Source organism: Spirulina sp. LEGE 11439, assembly GCF_059821285.1.
Genome location: NZ_JCAMRX010000011.1, coordinates 48,109 through 74,865, shown reverse-complemented (window position 1 = coordinate 74,865; position 26,757 = coordinate 48,109). Strand labels below are relative to the sequence as shown.

The following is a 26,757-nucleotide window of genomic DNA, read 5'->3' as shown; positions in this document are numbered from 1 at the left end:
GAAAAAGCAGAACCTCTCTATTTACAAGCTCTTGAACTGTGGCAAAAACTCCTCGGAGAAGAACATCCCGATGTCGCCACTTCTCTCAATAATTTGGCATTACTCTACGGTTTTCAAGGGAGATATGAAAAAGCAGAATCTCTCTCTTTACAAGCGCTTGAACTGAGAAAAAAACTTCTCGGAGAAGAACATCCCGATGTCGCCAATTCTCTCAATAATTTGGCTAGACTCTACGGTTCTCAAGGGAGATATGAAGAAGCAGAACCTCTCTATTTACAAGCACTAGAAATTCTCGTGAGTCGCTTAGGATTTGAACATCCGAATAGTCAAACCGTAATACAAAATTTTGGAAATTGTTTGCAAGGCGCAGTTACAGCAGGACAAAGAGATAAACTCAGCAACCATCCCATTACTCAACAACTCCTCGCACAGATCGACGCAGAGAATGAGGAAGAATAAGAGAAAATGCAATCTCGTGGGTGAAAAAACTGATATTCTAAAACAGAATCAATCAAGTGGTGTAGGTTGGGTTTCGTCTCTCAACCCAACCATCTCAACGTTTGAGTTGGGTTACGCTGTCGCTAACCCAACCTACGATATTAAAGTTAATTTTTTGGATTTGATATAAATTTCGTATCGAGACATAACCGTTTTAATGGGAATGACATTCCGATTTAACTCTCCTTTTTTCTTTTAGCATATCCAACTTAATTTTATGAATTAATTCCATAATCTTTTCTTTGGAGTCATAACCATTTGCTAGAGCAATTTGTCGTAGAACTTCAAATTCATCGGGTTCATGTTCCGCGACAACGATCGCATCAACTTCTCCATCTTTAACTTCTGAGGGAATCGTTAGATTAATCTGTCCATTTTTAACAATTCCCTTAGTTTGGATAATTCTCATAATATTTTGGAGGAGTGTTGTTTGAGTCTCCGGTAGAGATAGTATAACAGATGATACTGTTGCTGCGATCGCCTTTCATGTTAAACTAAAACCACAGGAAATGCGATCGCATATCTTAATTTAAGCATAAGGAACGATATGGCAACAATTTTGGATTCAGAAGCGACCTTGAAAACGCTTACCAAAACCATTCAATCTCTAAGCATTGAAGAAAAATATCAACTATTAGAAATTATAGAACAGCAAATTTTTGCAGCAGAAGAAGAGAATTACAAAGACGATCGCGAAACGCTTGACGAAGTTGAAGCCATTCAAAATGAATATAAAGCAGGAGAATATACTACCTTTGACGAATATCTCAAAAATCGCACTCAAGCAAAAGTATGAGTTATACGGTAATTATTTCAAAATCCGTACAAAAGCAGATCGATCGACTTCCCGATACTATTATCGAACGAATTGCTAAAAAAATTCAGCAACTTACAGAAGAACCTCGTCTAGATGGTGTGATTAAATTAAAAGGATATGACAATCAGTATCGCGTTCGCATAGGAGATTATCGCATACGATACATAATTGATGATGCAAATCTTATGGTTTTTCTTCTACAATGCAAGCACCGCAAAGAAGTTTATAAAAAATAGCTCTTATTTTGCGATCGCCTTTCATATTAAACTTAAGAGACTACAGACTATTTTCCTCTTCATTTGGCCAAGCGATCGTATTTAATTCTGCTTCTAATGCCTCCACAGTCGGCAAACTTCCTTGCAATTCTTGCGGTAATTCTGTTTTAATTCGATAAGTTGAAACGCCGATCGGTTGCTGTATATCTCGCAAAGAATATTCTACAATTGTCTTATTCTGAGACTTACACAAAATGATACCAATCGTCGGGCGATCGTCCTTATGTCTTAGCAGATCGTCCACTGCAGCGACATAAAAATTCATCTTCCCCGAATATTCGGGTTTGAATGCTCCCATTTTCAGATCGATAACAACAAAACAACGCAATTGAAGATGATAAAATAATAAATCGAGATAAAAATTGTCCCCACCAACTTCCAAATTATACTGACTTCCAACAAAAGCAAAACCCACACCCAACTCTAATAAAAATTCTCGTAAATGTTGTAATAGGCCTCGTTCTAAATCTCGTTCTCTCGCCTCTCGATCCAAACTCAAAAAATCAAAATGATAAGGATCTTTCAATATTTGCTGTGCTAAATCTGATTGAGGTTGGGGCAAAGTTCGCTCAAAATTAGTAATTGCCTTACTTTGGCGATGATACAATTCGCTTTCTATCTGATGAACTAAAACATTTCGACTCCATCCTTGTTCAATCGTTTGTTTGATGTACCACAAACGTTCGTCAGGTGATTTTACCTTGTCCAAAAGAACGCAATTATGAAACCAAGGAATTTGTGCAGCAAGTTGCTGCACAATTGCTTCATCGGGATAAGTTTCGGCAAACTTCCGCATATATTTAAGATTGCGAATTGAAAATCCTTTGATGTCAGGAAATGCGTTTCGCAAATCTTGAGATAATTTTTGAATGACTTTACTTCCCCAACCTCGTTCTTTTTGTCGCGTTAAAATCTCGCCCCCAATTTGCCAGTACAATAACACAAGCTCGCGGTTAACGGCCAGCGCTGCTTGTAACTGTACCAGACGAATTTTCGCCTTTAGTGCCTCTAAAAAGTCTCCATACCCTGAAACTAAATCTTGTTCCATCTTGGCAATTATCCTTTTAATTGATTGCGATCGCTTCTCAATCTTTAGGATACAATACAAGTAAACTTATCTTCAAAAAAACAATGGTCGCCCTTTCTAACACCTCTCTCATGTCTCCCCAAGAATATTTAGACTGGGAAGAAAGACAACTCGTTAAACATGAATACATGAATGGCGAAGTTTTTGCAATGGCGGGAGGAACATTACCTCATAATGAAATTGCGTTAAACTTAGCCACTACTCTCAAAAATCATCTGCGAGGCAAGCAATGTAAAGTTTACATGGCAGATGCTAAAATAGGCATTTCGCAACAGGGTCCCTTTTATTATCCCGATGTCATAGTAACGTGCGATCGCCGCGACAGACAAGAACAAAAAGTCGTTTATCATCCCTATTTTATTGCAGAAGTTCTATCTCCGAGTACAGAAGGAAAAGATCGAGGGATTAAATTTCGCAACTATCGTCGTATCGATACTTTCAGAGAATATGCGCTCATCAGTGCAGAAACGATGATAGTAGAAATCTATCGGCTAAACGAACAAGAAAAATGGGAACTCACAACCTATTCCTCGGAAGAAAACGGGCATTCTCCAGACGAGATAGATATTCATTTAACCACAGTCGATTTACATTTTCCTTTAACTTTGTTATACGAAGATGTTACTCTTCCAGAACCAGAAGAAAGTAGCGATCGCGACTAACTTTCCTCTAGAAATTGTTTTTTACGAACAGTTCAGAAAAAGTCAAAAAATGCGAAAATTATCTTGCTAATGTTAAGGAGTAGAGATCGTGAACCAATGGAAATTTTTTGTCGATCGCGGCGGTACTTTTACCGATATCGTGGCAATTTCTCCCGATCGCAAAATCATCATTCATAAGCTACTCTCAGAAAACCCAGAACATTACCAAGATGCCGTAATTCAAGGCATTCGAGAGGTTTTAAAACTTCCGCCTCACTCTCCTATTCCTGCCGAACAAATCGAAACCATTAAAATCGGAACGACGGTGGCAACAAATGCACTACTAGAACGAAAAGGCGATCGCGTTGTTCTTGCTATTACCCAAGGATTTCGAGATGCGTTAAAAATTGCCTATCAAAACCGTCCTGATATATTTGCTCGCGAGATTATTCTCCCAGAAATGCTCTATGAAAAAGTTATTGAAGTTGAAGAGCGTTATACATCACGAGGAGAAGAAATAACACCGCTCAATCTAGCAAAAACTCGCCAAGATTTACAAGCAGCTTATGACACTGGAATTCGCAGTTGTGCCATTGTTTTAATACATGCTTATCGTTATCCTCAACATGAAACAGAAATTGCCACAATTGCCAAAGAGATTGGTTTTATACAAATTTCTGTTTCCCACCAAGTGAGCAATTTAATTAAATTAGTCAGTCGCGGCGATACCACCGTTATTGATGCGTATTTATCTCCTATTTTACGGCGCTATGTCGAACAAATCGATCGCTATTTATCCCATCATACGACCTCTCCAAAATTGATGTTTATGCAGTCCAATGGCGGACTAACAAACGCTCGTGTATTTAAAGGTAAAGATAGCATTCTTTCGGGACCGGCGGGAGGTGTTGTCGGAGCAGTCAAAACTTGTCAAATAGCAGGTTTTCCCAAAATTATCGGCTTTGATATGGGGGGAACTTCTACTGATGTCACGCATTATGCAGGAGAATACGAACGCACCTTTGCAACAGAAATTGCGGGAGTGCGTTTAAGAACGCCAATGATGTCTATTCATACTGTTGCGGCGGGAGGCGGTTCTATTCTTCAGTTTGATGGAGCAAGATATCGCGTTGGTCCTGAATCTGCGGGAGCAAATCCCGGACCGGCTGCCTATGGAAAAGGAGGTCCTTTAACGGTAACAGATTGTAATATTATGGTTGGGAAATTACAGCCAGAATTTTTCCCTAAAGTTTTCGGAGAGAAGGCAAACTTACCCTTAAATTCTAACATTGTTCGTGAAAAATTTCTACAACTTACGCGAAAAATTGATGATGGGAGAACCTTCGAACAAGTCGCTTCTGGATTTCTGGCGATCGCGATCGAAAAAATGGCTAATGCTATTAAGAAAATTTCTCTACAACGAGGCTATGATGTCTCGGAATATACTTTATGTTGTTTTGGGGGGGCTGGAGGTCAGCACGCTTGTTTAATTGCCGATGCGTTGGGAATTAAACAAATTTTTATTCATCCTTATGCCGGAGTTTTATCTGCTTATGGCATCGGTTTGGCAGAAGTGAGAATCTTGCGAGAAAAATCTCTTGAGGCAAAATTAGAATTGCCATTACTGCCAGAATTGAATCATCATTTAGCACAACTCATTGCTCAATGTCAAGAGGAGTTAAAAGCCCAAGATTCCCAATATCTCGAAGATGTAAAAATCAAACAAAAGGTGCATTTAAAATATGAGGGAACGGATTCAGCATTAATGGTAAAATTTGATGCTATTGCCAACATGGAACAAGAATTTGCAACATTATATCGACAGCGTTATGGATTCCTCATGGCAGAGAAAAATTTGATCGTAGAAGCAATTTCGGTTGAGTTAATTTGTCCGACGCATACCCCTGAAGAACCAATTATGCAAAGAATGAATCGCGAACCTCCTCAACCCGAAGCGATCGCTAAAACTTATATGAATAACACATGGCACGATACGCCTATATTTAAACGAGAAAAACTACAGCCGGGAGATATTATTAATAGTCCAGCGTTAATTATTGAAGCAACGGGAACGAATGTTATCGAATTAGGTTGGCAAGCACAAATTAGCGATCGCAATGGTTTGATTTTACAGTCACCAGTCACCAGTCACCAGTCACCAGTGAAGAAGCAAGAAACACATCTTCAGTTAGCACGAGATTTATCAAAACCCGATTCAATTTTATTAGAAATTTTCAATAATTTGTTCCGTTCCATTGCCGAACAAATGGGAACAATACTGCAAAATACCAGCTATTCAGTAAATATTAAAGAACGATTAGACTTTTCTTGTGCCATCTTCGATCGCCAAGGAGACTTAGTTGCCAATGCGCCTCATATTCCCGTTCATTTAGGGTCAATGAGTGAAAGCATTCATAGTTTAATTGCCGCCAAAGCAAATAAGATTAAACAAGGCGATGTTTATCTTTCTAATAATCCTTATAATGGCGGGACTCATCTTCCTGATATCACTGTTGTTACACCAGTTTTTGTCGATACTTCTACGCATCCTTTGTTTTATGTCGCCTCGAGAGGACATCATGCAGATATCGGCGGTATTACTCCCGGTTCAATGCCTCCAGACAGCAAAACAATTGCAGAAGAAGGTATATTAATTGACAACTTTTTGTTAGTTGAAAACGGGAAGTTTCGCGAAAAAGAATTATCAGTGATTTTAACTGCTGGGGTCTACCCGGTTCGCAATCTCGTACAAAATATAGCCGATTTACAAGCACAAATTGCCGCCAACACTAAAGGAGTACAAGAATTAAAACAAATGATTCGGCATTATGGCTTAGAAACCGTTCGTGCTTATATGGGTCACGTTCAAGATAATGCCGAAGAATCCGTGCGAAAAGTTATTACTGTTCTCAAAGATGGTTGTTTTACTTGTAAATTAGACACGGGAGAAAAAATCAGTGCGAATATCTCAATTAATCGTCAGAATCGCAGTGCTAAGATTGATTTTACTGGAACATCTCCTCAATTAAACAATAATTTTAATGCTCCGATCGCTATTTGTAAAGCTGCTGTTTTATATGTGTTTCGCAGTTTGGTCGATGACGATATTCCCTTAAATTCCGGCTGTTTGAAGCCGTTAGAGATTATTGTTCCCGAAGGATGTTTATTAAATCCTCATTATCCGGCGGCTGTCGTGGCAGGAAATGTGGAAACGTCTCAATTGATTGTCGATTGTTTGTATGGAGCCTTGAATGCGATCGCAGGTTCTCAAGGAACGATGAATAATTTTACTTTTGGTAATAAAAAATATCAATATTATGAAACGATTTGCGGCGGATCCGGTGCAGGCAAAACCTTCAATGGGACGGACGCAGTTCACACCAATATGACCAATTCCCGATTGACGGATCCAGAGGTCTTGGAATTGCGATTTCCAGTCCTTTTAGAAAGTTTTCGCATTCGTCCTCATAGTGGTGGAAAGGGACGCTATTCTGGCGGAAATGGAGTCATTCGCCGAATTCGCTTTCTAGAATCAATGACAGCAGGAATTTTATCCGGTCGTCGGGTTATTTCTCCCTTTGGTTTACAAGGAGGCAATGCAGGTGCAACGGGACACAATTGGGTTGAAAGAAGTGATGGAACTATTGAAGAATTAGATGGAACTGCTGTTGTTGAAATGCACCCTTTCGATACATTAATTATCGAAACCCCCGGAGGAGGAGGGTATGGACAGTGAACAGTTATCAGTTATCAGTTATCAGTGAATAATCAACAATTATTATTCCACTAAATAGATTGACAAAAAAAGAATAATGTGTATTGAGGAAAAATGAGAATAGAAAGTTTACTGCCTTCATTGTTTATATTATCATTGAAAGAGAATTTTTTGTATTTTAGGGTTACATAGATTTTATGAGAAACCAAAGAAAAAATCTCTTACAAGTATTGGGATTGAGCATATTTTTGTGGGTAGGGATTCCTCAAATCACACTAGCAGAAGAGGTTGATATTACCTTAATACAAATGAATGATGTTTACGAAATAGAACCCGTCGAACAAGGAAAGAGTGGGGGACTCGCTAGAGTTGCAGCATTGCGCCAGCAGTTATTGCGTCAGAACGAAAATACTTATACTATTTTGGCTGGAGATTTATTCAGTCCTTCTGCATTAGGAACTGCTAAAGTAGACGGCGATCGCTTAGCTGGAAAACAAGTCGTTGCCGTTATGAATGCTTTGGGATTGAATTATGCAACCTTTGGCAATCACGAATTTGACGTTAACAAAGCGCAATTTTTAGCGCGGTTGCAGGAATCTCAATTTCAATGGTTGTCCAGTAACGTAACTGATGCAAATGGTAATGCTTTTCCAAACGTTCCCGAAAATATTATTTTAGAAATTGAAGGCGATCGCGGTGCAAAAGTACGCATTGGCTTGATTGGTGTCACTCTCGATAGTAATCCCAAAGATTATGTACAATATAGCGATCCGATTGAAGAAGCGCAAAAACAAGTCAAATCCCTTGAAGGAAAAGTTGATATTCTGATTGCCATTACTCATTTATCCATAGAAGGCGATCGCCAACTCGCACAAGAAATTCCTCAACTCGATTTGATTTTAGGAGGACACGAACACGAAAATATACAACAGTGGCGTTTTGTGATTAATCCTTGGAAATCAAGTCAGTGTCAAGAAAATTTAACCCCGATTTTTAAGGCTGATGCGAATGCCAGAACCGTATACATTCATGAATTGAGTTACGATACCGAGACTCGCTGTTTAAAGTTAACATCTCGCCTACAACCTATTGTTGAAGGAATGCCAGAAGATGCAGCAACAAAAACAATTGTTGACGAATGGGTCGAACGAGGTTTTGATGCTTTTCGGAACGATGGATTTGAACCGCGAGAAGAGGTTGCACAGCTTGATGAATCTTTGGATGGCTTAGAATCTAGCGTCCGCAATCACCCCACAAATTTAACTAAATTAATTGCCCGTTCTTTATTACGAGAAGTTGAAGGAGCAGAGCTTTCTCTTTATAATAGTGGTTCAATTCGCATTGACGATTATCTTCCCCCGGGTACAATATCTCAATACGATATCATTCGGATTATGCCCTTTGGTGGTAAAATTGTTACTGTAGACATCCAAGGAGATTTCTTACAGCGAATATTAGACCAAGGTGAACAAAATAAAGGAACAGGAGGATATTTACAAACTGAAAATGTTACTGGAGAAAAAGGAAATTGGTTGATTCAAGAACAACCTTTAAATCCCGATCGCACTTATCGGGTTGCAGTTAATGATTTTTTACTGACGGGACGAGAACAAAATTTAGAATTTTTTACTCGCGATGCTGCGGAAGTCATGGTTATTTCTGAACCAAAAGATGAAGAAGATATGCGTTTCGCTTTAATCAAGTTATTACAAGAGGAGTCTGGTCAATAGGCAATGATCGATGGGTGTGTTATATTCCGAACACACCCTATATCTTTTACAATTTAAGTCCGCGAATCGAATGATCTAAGAGTTCGATTGGGTGCATGAGTTTAATTTTCTTGCCTTGTAAGCGTAAATGCTTGGCAATTTGTAGAGAACAGCCCGGATTTGCAGAGGCGATTAATTTGGCTTTTGTGTTTAACAAATTCTCAACTTTTTGCTGTCCTAACTCATCGGCTACTTCCGGATTTAATAAATTATAAATCCCTGCGCTACCGCAACATAACGCCGCATCAATGGGTTCTTTTAATTGAATACCGGGAATTTGTTGCAATAATTGACGAGGTTGTAAACTAATCTTTTGACCGTGGAGTAAATGACAGGCATCCTGATAAACAATGGGTAATTCTTCATCAGTTAAAGGGGATAATTTTGATACGATTCCTGCTTCGGTTAAAAACTCGTTGATATCCTTTACTTTTGCTGAAAATGCCTTTGCCTTGAGGTGATATTGTTCGTCGTCTTTTAAAATATGACCGTATTCTTTTAAAGTATGACCGCATCCTGCTGCATTAATAATAATGGCATCAACATTACTGTTCTCAAAACTATCAATGAGATTTCGTGCCAGTTCTTGAGATTGTTTTTCTTGTCCTTGGTGAGTGGGGAGTGCCGAACAACATCCCTGATTTTTAGGGATAACAACTTCGCAACCATTTGCTGTTAAAACCCTAACTGTAGCTTCATTAACTGGGGAAAAGAATAAACGTTGCACGCAGCCTAAAATCACGCCAACACGATAGCGTTTTTTCCCTTTAGGTGGAATAGTTTCGGGGAAATCGTTATTGAAAATATTGCCGAGGGAAATGCGAGGAAGAATAGACTCCATCGCTGCCAAACGCGGAGAAATTTTCTCGAGTAACCCTGTCGATCGCACTAATTTTTGCAGGCCAATCGTTTGATAAATCCACAAGAAAACTAACAAAAAACGTAGGCGAAAAGGATAGGGAAACAAATTAAAAATAATCGCGCGAAAGAAGCGATCGCTCCAATTTCGCGGCTGGTTGCGTTCCACTTGGGGACGAGTTGCCGAAATCAAGCGATCGTACTGTACTCCCGACGGACAGGTACTTACACAAGCCAAACATCCCAAACAACTATCAAAATGCTGCGTCGCTGCTTCATCAAATGCTGCTTCTCCTTTGTTAATTGCATCCATGAGATAGATGCGACCTCTGGGGGAGTCCATTTCCGTGCCGAGAACTCGATAGCTGGGACAAGTTGCCAAACAGAAGCCGCAATGAACGCAACTATCAATAAGATTTTGTTCGGGAGGGTCTTTCTCGTCAAATCCTTGCAAAGGGCGATCGCTGACATTCTCTTCCTCAAATGAGGGAATTTCGGGAATGTCTACCGTATTTGGCGGGAATTGAAACGGTGTTTCTGAAATTTGCATTCGGTAAATCTTTATTTAACAAACAGTTATCAGTAAACCGCAAACTGCCCCAAAATTCCTCTATCTTCGATTGGAGATTTGGCTTTAAACCGGAGGGGGTACGGGATTAGAATAGGGCGTTAATGGGCGAGGTTCGTCTTGTGCGATCGCTACCAAGCGCAGGTTAATAATGGTTTGCTGAGCAAGATCGTACTCAATTGTCCGCGCAGTAGAAAATTGCTGTTGGCTTTGTCCCGATAATCCTGTCCCTCCAGCTTTCTTACGAGGACTACCACCCCCGAGAACCCGATTTGCAGACGGTTCAGCTTCCATAAAATCTATCTCTGCTTCGCGATAAAAAGCAGAACGAGGTGCAGGAGGCACGGGATCGGGTTCTTTTTCGGGAGTAAAGGTCACTTTAATCAATCCCAAATTAGGATCTCCTTTAATCAAGCCAATTTTACCTGCTTCTGGGCTATCAATTTCGTAAAAAGTAAACTTACCTATGTCGTGTGCTGGACGTTCTAAAGTAATGGTTCGATATTGTTCGATCCGCCACGTCCCGACGTGCTTACCATCAATTTCCACCCGCGCATCGCAACGAGTTCTGCGAGAGTTACCTAAATTAAGTTTGTATTGAGTATTGTGTTCGAGTTCGACGTAACCTTCTAGGGTTTCTTGGCCGGGGCTGATACTGACACTAAATTGATTGAGTTGCATGAGATTCTCCTCGTATTTAGGGCGATCGCGATTTTTCCATTAATACAACTATTCCCTACAGCGTTTCCAATAATGTCAAGAGAGAAAACAATAAGTTTTATAAATTTTTTCGGGGTGAAAGAATAATCAGCGCGATCGCTTCAAGGTTAAGAGCGTAACATAGAGGTAAGGTAAAATTGAGCGATCGCCTGGAGTTTACTATGTCACCAACCACCACAAAAAATGGAGTCGATCCGGGGCTAAATATCAATATTGACAGGCAATCTTTATCTTTAACTTCAGAACTAAGCGATCCCCTGCAATCTTCTCCTCTTCCTCCCGGTAGCAGTTCTCCTCCACCCCCCGAACACATCGCTCGCCAATGGTTGCAACAGTTAGGAACTGACAGTGATGAAGGGGCTGCGGATATTGTGGTCGATAGCGCCGGAAATTCCTATATTACAGGTTCGACAACAGGTTCGCTCTTCGGACAGAATCACGGCGGGAGCGATGCTTGGTTTGCCAAGTTTAACAGTAATGGCGAACTCCTTTGGGGCAGACAAATCGGCACAGCGAGTTTCGATAGCGCCAGCCAAATTGCATTGGATGGTAGCGGGAATGTTTATGTGGCCGGAAGTACCAATGGTCTTTTGGAAGGTGAACCATCGGGGTCTCTCAGCGATATTTGGCTGGCAAAATATGACAGTAACGGTACATCCCTTTGGGTTCAGCAAAGAGATTTTAATGGTTTCGATAGTGTTAGCGATCTGGAAGTCACGGCGGGAGGTTTGGTGTACTTGACCGGGCAAACTTTTGGCGGCCAATCATTAGGAGTTCGTCACGATTCTTGGGCAGCGCAATATCTCAGTAGTGGTAATTTGATGTGGCACAAACAATATAGTATTGGTTTCTTCGGTCGCATTAAAGATATTACTTCGAATGGGGTTGCTGTGGATGCTTCATTTAACTCTTACGTGGCGATCCAAGTAGGGGGATGGAAACAGTACGGTCAACCCATTGATTTTGATTCCAGCGATGTTTGGAATGAGGTCTGGCATCCCGGTATCGAGTCAGATGGCACAGGATCTCTGGTTTCCAAATACGATCCGTTTGGCACTTTAATCTGGCAGAAATATCTCGATTTTTCGACCAATTGGAATGGAGTGATTAGCGATCGCATTGCCGCCGACGATTTCGGCAATTTCTATTTGGGAGACAATAACAGCATCGGGAAATATAACAGTAATGGCGAACGGCTTTGGCTGCAAGATTTCACCACAGCCCGAAGTGCAACAGATATTACCACAGACGGGCAAGGAAATGCTTATTTAAGCGGCTGGAACGGAAGTAATGACGCTTGGAGTGCAAAATATAATCACAATGGAACGTTGGCTTGGGAGCAAGAATTTGGGACTTCTGAAAGCGATCGCGCCTATGCGATCGCGGTGGATGCTTCCGGAAAAGTCTATCTCGCCGGTAGCACCCGAGGGGCGTTAAGTCAAGCCAGTGCAGGAGGAGAGGATATTTGGTTGGCACAATATCTGCAAGTCCCGGGGGATCCCAATCATGCTCCCGAATCTCTGCGTTTTTCCCTCGATCGCATTCAATACAAAGTCACAGATACCCTCAACCTGAAAAATGGCTGGGTGCAAGACCTCGACGGTGCAGGGGATATCGCCCGCATTGACTTACAACTCATCGAGTCAAGCGGTATGGCAAGAGATGTGGGAAGTATTACCAATTTTACCTCAGTTTCTTGGAGTCCGAACTGGACGGCGTTTAACTACAATCTGAATTTGAGCGATCTCTTTGAGGGAACCTATCGTTTAAGCGCGATCGCCTACGATGTCGCAGGGGCAGCGAGTTCCACCTTCGAGCGACAATTCTTAATTTATAGCAATACGGCACCGGGACGATTGCAATTTAGCTTGGATAACAACCAATATGAAGCCAACGAAACATTAAACCTAAAAAATGCTTGGGTTTACGATGTTGATGGGGGGAATGATATTGCTTCCATTGATTTTGAACTGATTGATGGGGCAGGAAATGCGATCGATCTAGGGGATGCAACCCAGTTTATTCCGGCTTCTTGGAGTCATCAATGGGCAAACTTTGACTACAGTGTGAATTTAGCTCAATTGGGGTTAGATATGGGTCTCTATACCTTACGAGGAACTGCTTACGATTTAGCAGGAGGACAAGGGAGCAGTTTTGAACGCAAATTCCAGTTAAATTTACCCACTGTCGCCGCCTTTGCATGGGTGCAAGATACTGCCAATCGAGGCAATGATATTGCGATCGATAATGAAGGCAATTTGTATGTGACTGGAACTGCTTTTAATTGGATTATCGACGACCCCAACACCTTTACGGGAGATGATATTTGGCTGGCGAAATATGACCGCAATGGCAACTTACTTTGGCAAGAAGAATGGGGAACGGCTAGCACCGATAGCGCAGAAGGTATTACCGTTGATAATGCAGGGAATATTTACCTCACTGGATCGACAGAGGGAGCTTTAAACGGAACGAATGCCGGACGAAAAGATGCTTGGTTGGCAAAATACGATCGCGATGGCAATCGAATTTGGGTTGAACAATTGGGAACTGCCGACCAAGATCGCGCCGTTGATGTCGTCGTAGACGAGATAGGCAATCTCTATATGATGGGCGATACCGAGGGCAATTTAGGCGGTACGCAGGCGGGATCGAAGGACTCTTGGGTTGCCAAATATAATAGCGATGGCAGCCTGTTGTGGGTGGAACAATGGGGGCGATCGGGTTCTAATAGTCCCACGGAGATGACCGTAGATAATCTCGGCAACCTTTATATTTCAGGGAATTGGCGGGGAGATGCTTGGCTGACCAAATATAATGGCAGTGGCGATCTTCTCTGGACGCGAGACCTAGGCGCAACGGCTTCGGGTTCTGCTGGGGTTGCCGCCGATCGCTTTGGTAATCTTTATCTGACGGGATATACCTATAGTTCTCTAGTGGGGGCAAATCAGGGACAAAGCGACGTATGGCTGGCGAAATACGATAGCAATGGCGATCGCGATTGGCTTCAACAGTTTGGTACAAATGCTTTTGACAATCCCGATGATATTACCGTTGACGATGCGGGAAATATTTACCTCACAGGAGGTACTCAAGGTTCTCTGGCCGGAACTAATGTGGGGCTGTCTGATATTTGGGTCATGAAGTATGACTCCACGGGAAATTTAACTTGGGAAGAACAATGGGGAACTGACGATGCCGAAAGAGTTGAAGCGATCGCTCTCGATGGTCGCAATGTCTATCTTGTCGGTCAAACGGGGCTTAACGGGGTCGATCCCGACAATTCTTGGATCGTGAAATATGCTTGATTTTCTTGTTTTTAAGGAATTAGCAAGTATATTTTTATAACTTTAGTCTCGATCGCATTCCTTGTTAATATTCATAAAACTATTTTTGCCATTGCACGTATCTTCCTTGATGCGATCGATACACTCTAAAATATGTTCGATACGTTAAATACACCGTGTTTGGCAGAAATTGCCGCGATCGCGTCTCGTTGTTCTTGTAACCGTTGTTTGAGTTTCATAAGGTAAAAGTTTATTGGCAAGATATGGAAGAGATGCAGTAGAATTAATTCGCGGCTCTTAGTTGTTAGTTATCGTTTTTTTAATTGAAGAGTCAGAATTTTTAATTTGCAGTAAGAGGTTTTTTGTGAGAGAATTTTCGCTTAATTCTGACTCCTTATTATCTCGAATTACTTGCTGGAGAAAACTGGCAAAATTGTTGATAAATATCTTTGTATTGGGATGATTTTTGCCTAGTTTTTGGGATGTGATCCTGAAAGCACTTAAAAACAAAAGTTCTGCTTCTTTATATTTTTTTTGAGATTGGTAAAGCAAGGCTAAATTATTGAGAGAAATGGCAATATCAGGATGGTTTTCTCCTAGATGTCTTTTCTTCAGTTCTAGAGCTTGTAAATAGAGAGGTTCGGCTTCTTCGTATTTTCCTTGAGAACTGTAGAGTCCCGCCAAATTATTGAGAGAAGTGGCGACATTGGGATGTTCTTCTCCTAAAAGTTGTTTCCACAATTCTAGAGCTTGTAAATAGAGAGGTTCAGCTTCTTCATATTTTCCTTGAAAACTGTAGAGTCCCGCCAAATTATTGAGAGAAGTGGCGATATTGGGATGTTCTTCTCCTAAGAGTTGTTTGCTAAGTTCTAAAGATTGTAAGTAGAGAGATTCAACTTTTTCGTATTTTTCTTGAGCTTTATAGAGTGCTGCCAAATTATTAAGAGAAATAGCAATATCAGGATGGTTTTCTCCTAAGATTCGTTTACTCAGTTCTAGAGCTTGTAAATAGAGAGGTTCGGCTTCTTCGTATTTTCCTTGAGCTTCATAGAGTGCCGCCAAATTATTAAGAGAAATGGCAATATCAGGATGGCTTTCTCCTAAGATTCGTTTACTCAGTTCTAGAGCTTGTAAATAGAGGGGTTCGGCTTCTTCGTATTTTCCTTGAGCTTCATAGAGTGCCGCCAAATTATTGAGAGAAATGGCAATATCAGGATGTTTTTCTCCTAGATGTTTTTTCTTCAATTCTAGAGCTTGTAAATAGAGAAGTTCGGCTTCTTCGTATTTTCCTTGAGTTTCATAGAGTCCCGCCAAATTATTGAGAGAAGTGGCGACATTGGAATTCTCTTCTCCTAAAAGTCGCTTCCACAGTTCTAGAGCTTGTAAATAGAGAAATTCAACTTTTTCGTATCTTCCTTGAGCTTCATAGAGTGCCGCCAAATTATTGAGAGAAGTGGCGATATTGGAATTCTCTTCTCCTAAAAGTCGCTTCCACATTTCTAGAGCTTGTAAATAGAGAGGTTCAGCTTCTTTATATCTTCCTTGAGAACTGTAGAGTCCTGCCAAATTATTGAGGGACGTGGCAATATCAGGATGGTTTTTTCCTAAGAGTCGTTTCCTCTCTTTTAGAGCTTGTAAATAGAGAGGTTCGGCTTCTTTATATCTTCCTTGAGAACTGTAGAGTCCTGCCAAATTATTGAGAGAAGTGGCGACATTGGAATTCTCTTCTCCTAAACGTTCACGCGCCAATGATAAACACTTCTCGTACCAAGGTTCTGCTTGGGTGTAAAACCCTTGACCTTGGTAATAGCGACCCAAACCAACAAATGGCCAAGTTAAATCTTCATTTCGCACCCAAGCTATTAGATTTGTTGCAGTTTCTATAAGATGAGGAATAGTAGGAGAAAGCTGCTCGATATCTTCTAGAGTGGTTATATCGGGAATTTGTTGGGCAATCCTTACCATTTCTTGACAATACTTCTGTTTTAACTCATCAGAGAGAGCGCTTGCTGCAATTTTTTCCTTAGCAAACTCTCGAATTAATGGGTGCAATTTAACGACACCGGACGCAATGCGCTCGAGCAAGCTGAAGTTAATCAATCGATCGCGTGTCTCTTCTAAATCGATTTCAGACAAGCAATTTGCAGCAATCGCCCAAGGAATCGGAGCAAGGGCAAATAAACCCAAAAGACAGAACAATTCTTGCTTTTGAGAATTGAGCTCTACCCAACTCAGTTCAAAAACTGCTGCTATACCCAACTCAGAAAAATCTCGCAGAGCTTTGTGTGCTAATGTTTGTTTTTCTAAACGCTGTCGGAGATTGGCAAAAGATAAATCGGATCTTTCTGACAAATAATGCCCTACTAACTCCAAACCTAAAGGCAAATATCCCAACCACACACACAAACTCTTTGCTTCTTCTATTTCGGATTCAAGACGAGATGAACCAAGCAACGATTTCAGCAATTCCAGAGCAGCAGATTCATCCAGAACATCAATTGAAAAACTTCCGATCGCACCTGCTACAAGGCGCAAGCGAGTCGTTAGTAACACTTTAAAGCGGGACTCTTCTGGTGGTAAATAAGGTCGAATAGCTGAATAGTTGATGACATCATCGAAGACGAGTAGCACGTCACCTTTTAACTGCCAATGTGTCCAACAGTAGCGAACTTGTTCTAATAAAGGCAAATTCTCTGGAGGGGATAAACTCAATTGAGTGCGGCAATAACTGATAATCTGAATGCCAAGATCGCGATCGCCCGCATACAGCCAACAAACTCCCCCCAAATAACTCTCTCGATAGCGAAGGGCATATTGCAATGCCAACGCAGATTTACCCACCCCTCCCATGCCGACAATTGCCGCGATCGCGGGTTTATCCTCTTGCTGTAACTGCTCGTGCAACTGTGCTATCTCTTTGTCTCTCCCAACAAATACAGTGTCACTATGGGGCAAATTTTGGGGAGATTTTGAGATTGATTCAGTGATACTAGAATCAACACTAATTTCCTTGTTAGTGAGTGAAGGAATGATTAAATTGGTTAATTGTCTGTTTAAATGAGACTCTAGGTAGTTCTCTTTATCCATATATAAACGCAGTACAAACCATGAACTTAAATCCGGCATGACACGACTTGCCTCAACAGCAAAAGATCGCGGCATCCACCAAATCTGACGCAAAGCAGGACGAACCAAGCGTTCGCGGTTAAAATTGATAACTCTCAATCCCTCCGAGATAATTTCTCTCGGCATAGCTGTGGCCCAACCATGCACCGAAACAGCACCCGATTTAATCTCATCAAGGCGATCCAGTAAAAAGTTCAAAACAACCGAGGGCTTTTCCCATAGAGGCAAATGTATTTCGTGAAAAGGAATGTTCTCCTCACGAAGTGATCGCTTAAGTTGCTCGATCGCCTCACGACGAACAAACTCCGAGGAAAAACTGACTCGAGCCAAACCTTGAGTCTCGCGACGACACCACAACGACAGCCGTGCAACGGTATTTTCAATACTTCCCTCAATTAATCTACGACGACGTGGCATCTAAACTTCCTCCCTGCGAATTATCGGGAATTCTCTTCTGAGCCTTGAGAAGATCTACCACCAGAGGATGAATGCCAAACCAGCCGTTAAAATCTTGGACTGCACGACAATTTAAAAGGGTATAGAGAATCTGAGTTGGAATTTGTGCCTCTTTCTCGCTCTTATAAATTCGCTGCATCAATTCGGCTTTTTTTGCATAGGGAATTTCCGTTTCATCATACGCATTGACACCGAGACGACGTTCGTATTCAGTCCGCATATTATCGATCGCAATTGTAACATCTTCATTATTAATTTTGCCATTATCAGATTTCCTCAAAATTGCGGTATCGGCTGCATAGTTTGTCATGGAAAATAAATCTCGCAAATTTCCTCCCGAAGCAACGATCAACCGCTCCATTGTCTTCAGTTCAAACAAATTTGGATCGACCCGAGCCGTCAAAACTTCTCGAATTGCCTCTTGTGCTTTATCGTTCGGTTCTCGATTTTCCTGAAAAACTGGCGTATCGGGAATCATCAGCCTATTTTCATGGGAAAATGGCAATTGTCCCGAATTAGGATCGCTGTAGATGCTAATAGGCAAATTAAAAATTAAATGGGTCTTGAGTTCGCTAAAAATATTTGCTTTTTCAAGGAACAAAGATTTTAGCGATCGCGCTGTAATTCCTGCTTTATCGAAATCCTCACCAATAAATAACCAGTCGCGTCCCTTTGCTTCTTGCAAAGCGCGATTGCATTCCTCTAACAAGCGATTTGCCATGTCTATCAAATCGTTAGTTCTAGTAAGACGATATTCTATAATCTCTTTTTTTCGGGTATGGGAATACTTGAGATTCCCCCGAAGAGAGGCATATAATCCTAGAATTTTCCCCCAAAGAGAATCTTCTTTTGCTCCCATACCTGCTTCCACTGCGATCGCTGCTTCTCCTGATGAAATCCGTATAGTTTTTTCTGTAGCAAACCAATCCAAAATTTCTTGCAGTATTTTTTGGGATGGCATCTTTCCTGCTCCGCCTTTTTCAATAGCCATTTCCGTTTTTTCAGTAACTTCAATCATCATCAACAATAGAACATCTAAAGGATTAAAATCACTGGGATTGAGATCGGTAATAACACTAAAACGAATGACAGAAAATTTATTATCTACTTTTTGAATTAATCGCGAGAGTTCGGTTGATTTACCAACCCCCGGATGTCCCATCAAACAACCTTTAAAGAAAAGATACTCTTGGCAAGCTCGTTCTAAATCCAGTTTTAAGCGTCCAATTTTATCTCCTCCTCGCACTTCATTTAACTCTTTTCTATAAAACGCATCAAGCTCTTTCTGCGTTGTTAAGGGATCGGGCTTGAGCCTGAGATAAATGTCCTCTAGAGAATTGGCACGGGTCGTTTGCATACGGGATATTCTCGGAAGATTCTAAAACGCACAAATACTATACCGCAGACTCGGTAAGTTGAGCTATCCCTGTTTTGTCACTCTGGGAAAAGCAAAATCAAAGTAAAATCCCTGAACTCAGTCAGGACATGATATTTAGCGATCGCAAACTAACAGGAACGCAAAAATTCCTCGTTTTAGAAAGCGTTTTTGTTTCTGTCTGGCGATCGCATTCCCAACTTAAGCGATCGCATTCCTCTCCAGAGCAACCGGAATGAAAATGCGAAATTCTGTCCCGCGATCGACCCAAGACGAACATTCTAATCGTCCTTGGTGAAGATCGCTAACAATTTCGTAGGCGATCGACAGTCCCAAACCCGTTCTTTTTCCAGTGGGTTGAGTGGTGAAGAAAGGGTTAAAAATTTGATTGCGAATAGTTTCGAGAATCCCGGCACTGTTGTCGGCGATCGCGATCGTTACGCAATCGCCATTGTATCGCGTATCGCTATCATTTCCGTGTTATTTCTGTAATATTGCTGGGCTACGGATGATAGTACCTTTATTTTACAAAGTTCTCTACTCGTTCGGCAAAGCGGAGTTTAGCAGAACGAGAACGGGGATTCTTTTGAATTTCTTCAGATTGGGCAGTAATTGGTTTTTTGGTAATAATTTTGAGCGATGTTGAATTGCGAAAACCATGTTTAACGATACGATCTTCTAAACTATGAAAACTGATAATTCCGATGTGTCCACCGATTTTCAACCATTCGGGAGCAATTTGGATAAACTTTTCTAAGGATTTTAGTTCGGTATTGACGACAATTCTTAGGGCTTGAAAAGTTCGCGTTGCAGGATGAATTTTTGCGTGGCGATATTTAGAGGGAACTGCGTAATAAATGAGTTCTGCTAATTCTTTAGTTGTTTGTAAAGGTCGTTTTTCAATAATGCGTCTGGCAATACGTCGAGATAGTCTTTCTTCTCCATATTGATAAATAATATCTGCCAGTTCTTTTTCCGATCGCCGATTGATAATTTCTGCGGCTGTTAGGGTTTGACGGCGATCCATTCGCATATCTAAGACTGCATCTTGTTGGAAGCTAAAACCCCGATCGCCATCGTCGAATTGAGGAGAACTTACGCCCAAGTCAGCAATAATCCCGTCAAATTTAAGATTGAGCGGATAATAATCAGCAAAATTTCCCTGCCAAAATTGTACGGTTTCGGGTAATTTTTCTCGGGCTGCTGCGATCGCAATTTCGTCGCGATCGATCGCAGTCAGTTGGACATCCGGTGCAGCTTGCAAAATCAGATTACTGTGTCCTCCTCCTCCCACTGTCGCATCTAAATAATGCCCTCTACTTTGAATATTTAGACCTGCGATTAATTCTTGCTGTAAAACAGGGATATGGGAAAAGGAATGGCTTGGCATTGTTTTAAGAAATTCGAGCAAAAAGTATTACAAAAAATTATCTCATCGATCCTCTGGTTGCAACAAAAGTGTTGGGAATCTTCTGTTTAAAGACAAACTATTAGGCGAGAGATGGGGCTTTTAATTCTTTTAATTGCTTTTCATAGGTGTTGATTTTGCCATTCAGTTCCCGAATGCGTCGCGAGAGGGAACGGGTAATATTAACGGCAATTTCTGGGGTTTCTTCAATTGCGTCGATCAGTTGCAATTGATTGAGGGTTAAACAATCGCAAGTTTCGATGGTGGTCACAGAAGCCGATCGCGGTTCCGCATCAAAGAGAGACATTTCGCCAAAAAAAGTACCTTGTTCTAATTTAACCAAGTCGCGATCGCCTAAATGCACTCGCACTCGTCCCGAAACGACAATATAAAGCGATCGCCCTTCTTCTCCTTGCTCAAAAATCGTATGATCCGAAGGAAAAGAGAGTTCATCCATCGCTGAAGCTAGTTTCACCAAAAATTCATCTCGCAATTCCTGAAAGATCGAGACGCGCCGAATAAACAACAAGCGTTCAAAGCTACTTAACATTTACCCAGTGAGAGAATGGAGAATCGGTAAGGGGAAATCGAGACAAATTTTAGACGAGATAGAATAATTCTCATGTTAGCAGAGGTTGGGAAATCCCAAGGTTTCCCTGTTGCGTCAATTATTTCAAGGCGATCGCTGTCTGACCTTCTATGAAATTGGCTGGCCGCAGTTCTAAAGTGAGAATATTGCTTTAAGTGAAAATATGAAAGTATTCGATAAGGTGAATTGTTACCGAATCCCGCTCTCGAATTGCTCAAAAAGACATCACTTAATGTGATTAATATGATGCAGTGAGAGAATTTACCCAAGCATTGCGCGATCGCAGAACTGATGAGTAAAAGAATTGCAATCGCTCGATTTACCCGACGATATAAGGGGAAGAAATGGCGCTCATTTTTTCTTGATGAACCAATACCTGATGAATTGCGGCTGCGGCTTCTGCACGGGTTGCATTTTGTTTGGGGAGGAGGCGATCGCGAGTGGGATAGTTAATAATTAAGCGCGATCGCGTGGCTGCGGCGATCGCACTGCGGGCATAAGCTGGAATATCGGCGCGATCGCTATAACGATTTAAGATGCTCTCATCCCCTCCCGGTAAATTCAAGCCACCTGCCAAAGACACCCATAAGTGCAGGCGCTGTAATTGCTGGTTGGGGTGAAAAGTGCGATCGGGAAAACCGGAGATAAATCCTGCTTGATAAGCGCGATTAATAGCATCCAACCCCCAAAAATTTTCCCCCACATCGAGAAACAGCCCCGCCGGACGAATGGCAGGAGGATTAAGGGATTTCACCAACAGGGCGGCGTATTGGGCGCGATTGATAGGAGTATCCGGCTTAAAACTGCCATCCCCAAAACCACTGATTAACTCGGCACTGGCAAGACGACGGATAAAATCTTGCGCCCAATGATCGCGAGTATCGCTAAAAGAGGGCAAATAGGGATCTGGATTCACAATATAAGGGGACGTGACCGGGGTGGCACGTCCCGTTGTCACTAAGGCTTGATAGAGAAATGCTGCCAACTCTCCACGGGAGATTGCCCGCAAAGGGTTCAAGCGATCCAGATTGGGAAAATTACTCACCAAGCGTTTTTCCGTGGCGATCGCAACAGACATGAGGGCATAACTGGGAATTTGAGCGCGATCGCGATACAGTCTCAACACATCTAAATTTCCCCCCGTCAGTCCCAATCCACTCACTAAAGATACCAATGCTTGCACCCGCGTCAAGTTTGAGTTTGGGCGAAAAGTACCATCACTAAACCCAGAGATAAAGCCCATTTCCGTCGCCTTGCGAATGGCCGCCGCTCCCCAGTAATTACCGGGAATATCGCGAAAACTGCGCCGGGTTCCCAACTGTCGGGGTAGGTTGAAAGCATTAGCGATCGCGGCGGCATAGGCGACGCGAGAGAGTTTCCCTTCGGGTTGAAAGCTGCCATCGGGAAATCCTCGTAAAATATCCCGTTGTACTAACCCATTGATAAAATCCGTCGCCCAATGGCCTTCCACATCGCGAAACTGAGTCGGACCGGGGGTTCTAGTATCTACTTCCAATTCTGCAAACACGACTTTTCCCAAAACTCGCCGCGCATTGAGTTCATTTCCTGCCGAAATTAATTCATATTTACTCTCATTTTGCAGATCCACCCGGGCATTATTGCGAATGCGATTTAATGCCGGATCTTGAGCGCTTCCCAAGTCCGGTTGCGATTCATCTTTGACGACAATGCCCGCGATCGTATTTTTTTCAATGGCATTACGGCGCAAAACGGGCTTGGCATTGTGAGATAAGTAAGCCCCAGCCCGATTGTTACTCAAACGATTGTCGGATAATAAAGGAGCGCTATCATCGCTGATGGTAATACCATACCCCGTGCGATCGCATTCATTGCGCCGGACTTCTCCCTTGGCATTGCGACGCAGGAAAATTCCGGTAGAAGTATTGCGAATCACCCGATTATCTTGCAGGATGGGTTTACCATTCCCCGTCACCACCACCCCTGCAAGAGCGCAATTGGTGAGGGTGCTGCTAGCAAGGAGAGGAGACGTAGATTCGATCCAGACCCCGATCCCTTTCGTGCCGGAATTGCTGACGGTGACTCCTCGTAACTGCGATCGTTCTTCTAATAAAACCGCAATATTTTGCCGCCGAAAGGTGCGACTATTATATTCTCCTCCGCCTAACAAAATAATATTTTCTCCTTTATCGGCTTCTTGTCCGATTACCGTCACTTCCTCAGAGATAGTCAAAGGAAATTTTTCCCCCGTGGTGGTGCTGTAAGTGCCGGGGGAGAGATAAATCGTAGTTTTGGAGGAAGCGCGAGCGAGGGCGCGGGTGAGGGTTTTAAACGGCGCGTTGCGACTGCCGTTACTGCGATCGCTTCCCGTTACTGGATTAACATAAAAAGTTGTCATACTTGTTTTTGAGATGATTCCCGCTTAATTTTACCCCGATTGGCTTCGCGGTGCTTTCCTCATTGATAATTCCTTATTAATCCAAATGCGGCACGGTTCTCTCGAATTTGGCATTTTCTGGGAATAATCTTACCTTCTCTCGCTTCCGAGAACGGACGATCTCTCGTCTCTACGAAACCGCAATGACAGGATCGGCTGGAACCCCCGGAATAATTAATTTTGTCGATTTTTCTAATATTTCGGCATCAATCACTGTTGAGTAGCGATCGCGGATGAAAAAAATGCGATCGCTCTGCTCTTATCCCAATTCTCTAAATTCTAGCCCCAGATGAATTAGAGGCATCAAGGGATTATTTGCGAACTTGTTCCGACCAAACTCGCGTCGGCAAACCCCAAATATAGATGAATCCTTCGGCAGCTTTGTGATCGAATTGGTCATCTGAGGTATACGTTGCCAAATCGGGAGAATAAATGGAATATTCGGAACGACGACCGACAATTCTGGCATTGCCTTTAAATAATTTAATCCGCACGGTTCCCGTAACGCGTTCTTGGGTTTTTTGAATGAAAGCATCGAGAGATTCTTTTAAAGGCGAGAACCATAGTCCTCGATAGATTAAGTTGGCGTAAGTATCTTCAACATTCCGCTTGTAGTGAGTTACGTCGGCAGTGAGAGTGAGACTTTCGAGATCTCGATGGGCCTGAATGAGCAATAATAACGCCGGAGCTTCGTAAATTTCTCGGGACTTAATGCCCACGACGCGATTTTCAATCATATCGATGCGTCCGACCCCGTGTTTCCCAGCGATCGCATTCAGTTGCGTAATGAGTTCTACGGGGGCGTAGGGGGTGCCGTTGACGCTACTGGGAATGCCTCGGGTAAACTCGATCTCTACGTATTCTGGCTCGTCCGGGGTATTTGCGATCGCACGAGTCATCGCAAAAACTTCTTCTGGGGGTTCCATCATGGGATCTTCGAGGGGTCCCGCTTCGATACTACGACCGAGAAGATTGCGATCGATACTGTAGGGAGAAGATTTTTTCACCGGGGAAGGAATGCCGAAACCTTCCCCATAAGCGATGGTTTCTTCTCGACTCATGCCCCATTCCCGAGCCGGGGCAAGAACTTTAATTGAGGGATTGAGTGCCATGATCGAAACATCGAAGCGTACCTGATCGTTGCCTTTTCCCGTACAACCGTGAGCGACCGCATCAGCACCGTGTTTCTCTGCTGCTTCTACGAGCATTTTAGCAATGAGGGGACGAGCGAGAGCAGTGGAGAGGGGATAGCGATTTTCGTAGAGAGTATTCGCTTGAATGGCAGGGAAAGCGTAATCTTTGACAAAACTTTCTTGTCCGTTTTCTACCAGAGAGATAGAGGCTCCCGAGTCGAGAGCTTTTTGCTTAATGGGGGCAAGTTCTTCTCCCTGTCCCAAGTCCGCAGCAAGGGTAATCACTTCCTTTACACCCCACTCTTCCTTGAGATAGGGGATACACACAGAGGTATCGACTCCGCCAGAATAGGCGAGAACGACTTTATTGGCACGACCCATGATTGTTTTCCCAAAAACGACTAAGGGGGTATTGTAGCCTATTGCTTTGCTTTCCTTCGATCCTTTTGTCACCGTTTGCAAAAGGAATTTTTGCGGTCGGGACATTCACTCCACCCGATCGCACTTTTTTTCGTTTGCGTTGCTTTCAATGCGGCACAAACGCAAGAATTGATGTTAAATAGAAAAGTTTAGGGTATTCTACTGCGGACGAGGCGATCGCCCCCTCGGACGATAAAACAAAGAGTTCACCTCGATGTGTCTGCGTTAACGTAGGGGATATCCTGAAAAGGAAAACAAAGCGATCGCGATCGCAAAAACCCGCTCAGTCTCGATTAGGAGTTAGCCAGTGAGTCTAAACACCCTCGTTCAAGAGCCTACCGCAACCCCGCAACCCCCGGAAATGACGTTTGATGCAGACCGCTTCAATGCAAGTGTCATGACAACCTACGGGCGCTTTCCCATTGCCCTAGAGCGAGGTAAGGGTTGTCGCGTTTGGGATACCGATGGGAAAGAATATCTCGATTTTGTGGCGGGAATTGCGACTTGTACCCTCGGTCATGCCCACCCCGTTCTTGTGGAGGCGGTGACGCAACAAATCCAAAAGTTACATCACGTTTCTAACTTATACTACATCCCGGAACAGGGACAATTAGCAGAATGGATCGTCGATCGCTCTTGTGCCGATCGCGTGTTCTTTTGCAATTCTGGGGCAGAGGCGAATGAAGCAGCCATTAAACTCGCCCGCAAGTACGCTCACAAAGTCCAAGAAATTCAGTATCCCGTGATTTTAACTGCTAAAGCCAGCTTTCACGGGCGCACCCTCGCGACTATTTCGGCAACGGGTCAAGCGAAATACCAGAAAGGGTTTGAACCTTTAGTGGATGGGTTTGCCTACGTGCCGTTTAACGATGCGATCGCCTTGGAAGATGCGATCGGGGATATTGATGAGGGGAATCGTCGCGTCGGCGCGATTTTACTGGAATCTCTGCAAGGAGAAGGGGGAGTACGTCCGGGAGATGCCCAGTATTTCCAAGAAGTACGCCGCGTCTGCGATGAAAACGGCTTGCTTTTGATCCTTGATGAAGTTCAGGTGGGGATGGGTCGCACGGGGAAACTCTGGGGCTATGAAAATCTGGGCATCGAACCAGATATTTTCACCAGTGCGAAGGGTTTGGCGGGGGGCATTCCCATCGGTGCAATGATGTGTAAGAAGTCCTGCGATGTCTTTGAGCCGGGGAATCACGCGAGTACCTTTGGCGGCAATCCTTTTGCTTGTGCGGCGGGGTTGGCTGTGGGGAAAACGTTACTGGATGAAGATCTTTTGCAAAATGCCCGAGTGCGCGGGGAGCAATTGCGAGAGAAATTAAATGCGATTGTTATAAAATATCCCGATACTTTCACTGAGGTGCGAGGTTGGGGGTTAATTAACGGACTGGAAATTGCCGGCGATCGCGATATTACTTCCATTGATATCATCAAAGTTACCACGGAGAAAGGCTTGCTTTTGGTGCCTGCGGGTCCGAAAGTTTTGCGTTTTGTGCCACCTTTGATTGTCTCGGAAGCAGAAGTGAATGAGGCGATGGAGAAATTAGAAAGCGCGATCGCTTCTCTTTTGGGTTAAGCATTCAGAGAATATCG

General features: G+C 42.8%; 20 protein-coding genes. 9 read left to right on the top strand and 11 right to left on the bottom strand.

Annotation, left to right across the window (positions count from 1 at the left end):
- Nucleotides 1-459: tetratricopeptide repeat protein (locus tag AC6RV6_RS10255; RefSeq protein ID WP_500240746.1), on the top strand; the 459-nt coding region annotated here is incomplete at its 5' end.
- 193 nt (nucleotides 460-652) lie between these two features.
- On the opposite strand, the gene AC6RV6_RS10250 is transcribed toward AC6RV6_RS10255, so the two are convergent.
- Nucleotides 653-907 carry a hypothetical protein gene (locus AC6RV6_RS10250; RefSeq protein ID WP_500240745.1) on the bottom strand — a complete coding sequence of 85 codons (255 nt, stop codon included), beginning with the start codon at nucleotides 905-907 and terminating at the stop codon, nucleotides 653-655.
- 138 nt (nucleotides 908-1,045) lie between these two features.
- Here AC6RV6_RS10250 and AC6RV6_RS10245 point away from each other — a divergent pair, with 138 nt between their 5' ends.
- Both AC6RV6_RS10245 and AC6RV6_RS10240 read left to right on the top strand, forming a co-directional pair.
- On the top strand, nucleotides 1,046-1,294 hold the full coding sequence (locus AC6RV6_RS10245; RefSeq protein WP_500240744.1) for a hypothetical protein: 249 nt from the start codon (nucleotides 1,046-1,048) through the stop codon (nucleotides 1,292-1,294).
- Nucleotides 1,291-1,551 carry a type II toxin-antitoxin system RelE family toxin gene (locus AC6RV6_RS10240; RefSeq protein ID WP_500240743.1) on the top strand — a complete coding sequence of 87 codons (261 nt, stop codon included), beginning with the start codon at nucleotides 1,291-1,293 and terminating at the stop codon, nucleotides 1,549-1,551. Before AC6RV6_RS10245 ends, AC6RV6_RS10240 begins: the two co-directional genes overlap by 4 nt.
- A 40-nt stretch (nucleotides 1,552-1,591) precedes the next feature.
- On the opposite strand, the gene AC6RV6_RS10235 is transcribed toward AC6RV6_RS10240, so the two are convergent.
- Complete coding sequence (locus AC6RV6_RS10235) at nucleotides 1,592-2,638, bottom strand: PDDEXK nuclease domain-containing protein (protein WP_500240742.1); 1,047 nt, start codon at nucleotides 2,636-2,638, stop codon at nucleotides 1,592-1,594.
- Nucleotides 2,639-2,721: 83 nt separating this feature from the next.
- Here AC6RV6_RS10235 and AC6RV6_RS10230 point away from each other — a divergent pair, with 83 nt between their 5' ends.
- The 3 genes from AC6RV6_RS10230 (at nucleotide 2,722) to AC6RV6_RS10220 (ending at nucleotide 8,763) form a co-directional block, all read left to right on the top strand.
- A complete protein-coding gene (locus AC6RV6_RS10230; RefSeq protein ID WP_500240741.1) occupies nucleotides 2,722-3,339 on the top strand; it encodes a Uma2 family endonuclease in 618 nt (205 codons plus the stop codon).
- An 88-nt stretch (nucleotides 3,340-3,427) separates the two neighbouring features.
- On the top strand, nucleotides 3,428-7,054 hold the full coding sequence (locus AC6RV6_RS10225) for a hydantoinase B/oxoprolinase family protein (protein ID WP_500240740.1): 3,627 nt from the start codon (nucleotides 3,428-3,430) through the stop codon (nucleotides 7,052-7,054).
- 176 nt (nucleotides 7,055-7,230) lie between these two features.
- Nucleotides 7,231-8,763, top strand: a complete 1,533-nt coding sequence (locus AC6RV6_RS10220; protein ID WP_500240739.1) for a bifunctional metallophosphatase/5'-nucleotidase — start codon at nucleotides 7,231-7,233, stop codon at nucleotides 8,761-8,763.
- A 46-nt stretch (nucleotides 8,764-8,809) separates the two neighbouring features.
- On the opposite strand, the gene AC6RV6_RS10215 is transcribed toward AC6RV6_RS10220, so the two are convergent.
- Together AC6RV6_RS10215 and AC6RV6_RS10210 are read right to left on the bottom strand one after the other, a co-directional pair.
- Nucleotides 8,810-10,210: a (Fe-S)-binding protein gene (locus tag AC6RV6_RS10215; protein WP_500240738.1), complete on the bottom strand. Its 1,401-nt coding sequence runs from the start codon at nucleotides 10,208-10,210 to the stop codon at nucleotides 8,810-8,812.
- 84 nt (nucleotides 10,211-10,294) lie between these two features.
- Nucleotides 10,295-10,909: a hypothetical protein gene (locus AC6RV6_RS10210; RefSeq protein ID WP_500240737.1), complete on the bottom strand. Its 615-nt coding sequence runs from the start codon at nucleotides 10,907-10,909 to the stop codon at nucleotides 10,295-10,297.
- Nucleotides 10,910-11,085: 176 nt separating this feature from the next.
- Between AC6RV6_RS10210 and AC6RV6_RS10205 the strand changes: the two genes are divergently transcribed.
- Nucleotides 11,086-14,256: an SBBP repeat-containing protein gene (locus AC6RV6_RS10205; protein WP_500240736.1), complete on the top strand. Its 3,171-nt coding sequence runs from the start codon at nucleotides 11,086-11,088 to the stop codon at nucleotides 14,254-14,256.
- 276 nt (nucleotides 14,257-14,532) lie between these two features.
- Here AC6RV6_RS10205 and AC6RV6_RS10200 read toward each other — a convergent pair whose 3' ends face one another.
- Both AC6RV6_RS10200 and AC6RV6_RS10195 read right to left on the bottom strand, forming a co-directional pair.
- The gene (locus AC6RV6_RS10200) at nucleotides 14,533-17,778 is read right to left on the bottom strand and encodes a tetratricopeptide repeat protein (protein ID WP_500240735.1); all 3,246 of its coding nucleotides are present in this window, start codon (nucleotides 17,776-17,778) and stop codon (nucleotides 14,533-14,535) included.
- Entirely contained in the window at nucleotides 17,762-19,174 is a 1,413-nt protein-coding gene (locus AC6RV6_RS10195) for a hypothetical protein (protein WP_500240734.1), read from the bottom strand. The genes AC6RV6_RS10200 and AC6RV6_RS10195 overlap by 17 nt, the downstream gene beginning before the upstream one ends.
- A gap of 74 nt (nucleotides 19,175-19,248) precedes the next feature.
- On the opposite strand from AC6RV6_RS10195, the gene AC6RV6_RS10190 reads away from it, so the two are divergent.
- The gene (locus AC6RV6_RS10190; protein ID WP_500240733.1) at nucleotides 19,249-19,431 is read left to right on the top strand and encodes a hypothetical protein; all 183 of its coding nucleotides are present in this window, start codon (nucleotides 19,249-19,251) and stop codon (nucleotides 19,429-19,431) included.
- Here the strand turns inward: AC6RV6_RS10190 and AC6RV6_RS10185 are convergent.
- The 5 genes from AC6RV6_RS10185 to AC6RV6_RS10165 form a co-directional block, all read right to left on the bottom strand.
- On the bottom strand, nucleotides 19,394-19,588 hold the full coding sequence (locus AC6RV6_RS10185) for an ATP-binding protein (protein ID WP_500240805.1): 195 nt from the start codon (nucleotides 19,586-19,588) through the stop codon (nucleotides 19,394-19,396). The two genes, AC6RV6_RS10190 and AC6RV6_RS10185, sit on opposite strands and share 38 nt — an antisense overlap.
- A 124-nt stretch (nucleotides 19,589-19,712) precedes the next feature.
- Nucleotides 19,713-20,582 carry a 16S rRNA (cytosine(1402)-N(4))-methyltransferase RsmH gene (rsmH, locus tag AC6RV6_RS10180; protein ID WP_500240732.1) on the bottom strand — a complete coding sequence of 290 codons (870 nt, stop codon included), beginning with the start codon at nucleotides 20,580-20,582 and terminating at the stop codon, nucleotides 19,713-19,715.
- Nucleotides 20,583-20,682: 100 nt separating this feature from the next.
- The gene (locus AC6RV6_RS10175; protein ID WP_500240731.1) at nucleotides 20,683-21,150 is read right to left on the bottom strand and encodes a cyclic nucleotide-binding domain-containing protein; all 468 of its coding nucleotides are present in this window, start codon (nucleotides 21,148-21,150) and stop codon (nucleotides 20,683-20,685) included.
- A gap of 358 nt (nucleotides 21,151-21,508) precedes the next feature.
- A complete protein-coding gene (locus tag AC6RV6_RS10170; protein ID WP_500240730.1) occupies nucleotides 21,509-23,566 on the bottom strand; it encodes an S-layer homology domain-containing protein in 2,058 nt (685 codons plus the stop codon).
- Nucleotides 23,567-23,916: 350 nt separating this feature from the next.
- A complete protein-coding gene (locus tag AC6RV6_RS10165) occupies nucleotides 23,917-25,119 on the bottom strand; it encodes an argininosuccinate synthase (RefSeq protein WP_500240804.1) in 1,203 nt (400 codons plus the stop codon).
- Between the two features lie 346 nt (nucleotides 25,120-25,465).
- Here AC6RV6_RS10165 and AC6RV6_RS10160 point away from each other — a divergent pair, with 346 nt between their 5' ends.
- The gene (locus tag AC6RV6_RS10160) at nucleotides 25,466-26,740 is read left to right on the top strand and encodes an aspartate aminotransferase family protein (RefSeq protein WP_500240729.1); all 1,275 of its coding nucleotides are present in this window, start codon (nucleotides 25,466-25,468) and stop codon (nucleotides 26,738-26,740) included.
- Nucleotides 26,741-26,757: the final 17 nt, after the last annotated feature.

What these genes read in the sequence shown, in the direction of transcription:
- AC6RV6_RS10250 (WP_500240745.1), bottom strand. Translation starts at nt 907, where the DNA reads ATGAGAATTATCCAAACTAAGGGAATTGTTAAAAATGGACAGATTAAT.
- AC6RV6_RS10245 (WP_500240744.1), top strand. Translation starts at nt 1,046, where the DNA reads ATGGCAACAATTTTGGATTCAGAAGCGACCTTGAAAACGCTTACCAAA.
- AC6RV6_RS10240 (WP_500240743.1), top strand. Translation starts at nt 1,291, where the DNA reads ATGAGTTATACGGTAATTATTTCAAAATCCGTACAAAAGCAGATCGAT.
- AC6RV6_RS10235 (WP_500240742.1), bottom strand. Translation starts at nt 2,638, where the DNA reads ATGGAACAAGATTTAGTTTCAGGGTATGGAGACTTTTTAGAGGCACTA.
- AC6RV6_RS10230 (WP_500240741.1), top strand. Translation starts at nt 2,722, where the DNA reads ATGGTCGCCCTTTCTAACACCTCTCTCATGTCTCCCCAAGAATATTTA.
- AC6RV6_RS10220 (WP_500240739.1), top strand. Translation starts at nt 7,231, where the DNA reads ATGAGAAACCAAAGAAAAAATCTCTTACAAGTATTGGGATTGAGCATA.
- AC6RV6_RS10215 (WP_500240738.1), bottom strand. Translation starts at nt 10,210, where the DNA reads ATGCAAATTTCAGAAACACCGTTTCAATTCCCGCCAAATACGGTAGAC.
- AC6RV6_RS10210 (WP_500240737.1), bottom strand. Translation starts at nt 10,909, where the DNA reads ATGCAACTCAATCAATTTAGTGTCAGTATCAGCCCCGGCCAAGAAACC.
- AC6RV6_RS10200 (WP_500240735.1), bottom strand. Translation starts at nt 17,778, where the DNA reads ATGCCACGTCGTCGTAGATTAATTGAGGGAAGTATTGAAAATACCGTT.
- AC6RV6_RS10195 (WP_500240734.1), bottom strand. Translation starts at nt 19,174, where the DNA reads ATGCAAACGACCCGTGCCAATTCTCTAGAGGACATTTATCTCAGGCTC.
- rsmH (WP_500240732.1), bottom strand. Translation starts at nt 20,582, where the DNA reads ATGCCAAGCCATTCCTTTTCCCATATCCCTGTTTTACAGCAAGAATTA.
- AC6RV6_RS10175 (WP_500240731.1), bottom strand. Translation starts at nt 21,150, where the DNA reads ATGTTAAGTAGCTTTGAACGCTTGTTGTTTATTCGGCGCGTCTCGATC.
- AC6RV6_RS10170 (WP_500240730.1), bottom strand. Translation starts at nt 23,566, where the DNA reads ATGACAACTTTTTATGTTAATCCAGTAACGGGAAGCGATCGCAGTAAC.
- AC6RV6_RS10165 (WP_500240804.1), bottom strand. Translation starts at nt 25,119, where the DNA reads ATGGGTCGTGCCAATAAAGTCGTTCTCGCCTATTCTGGCGGAGTCGAT.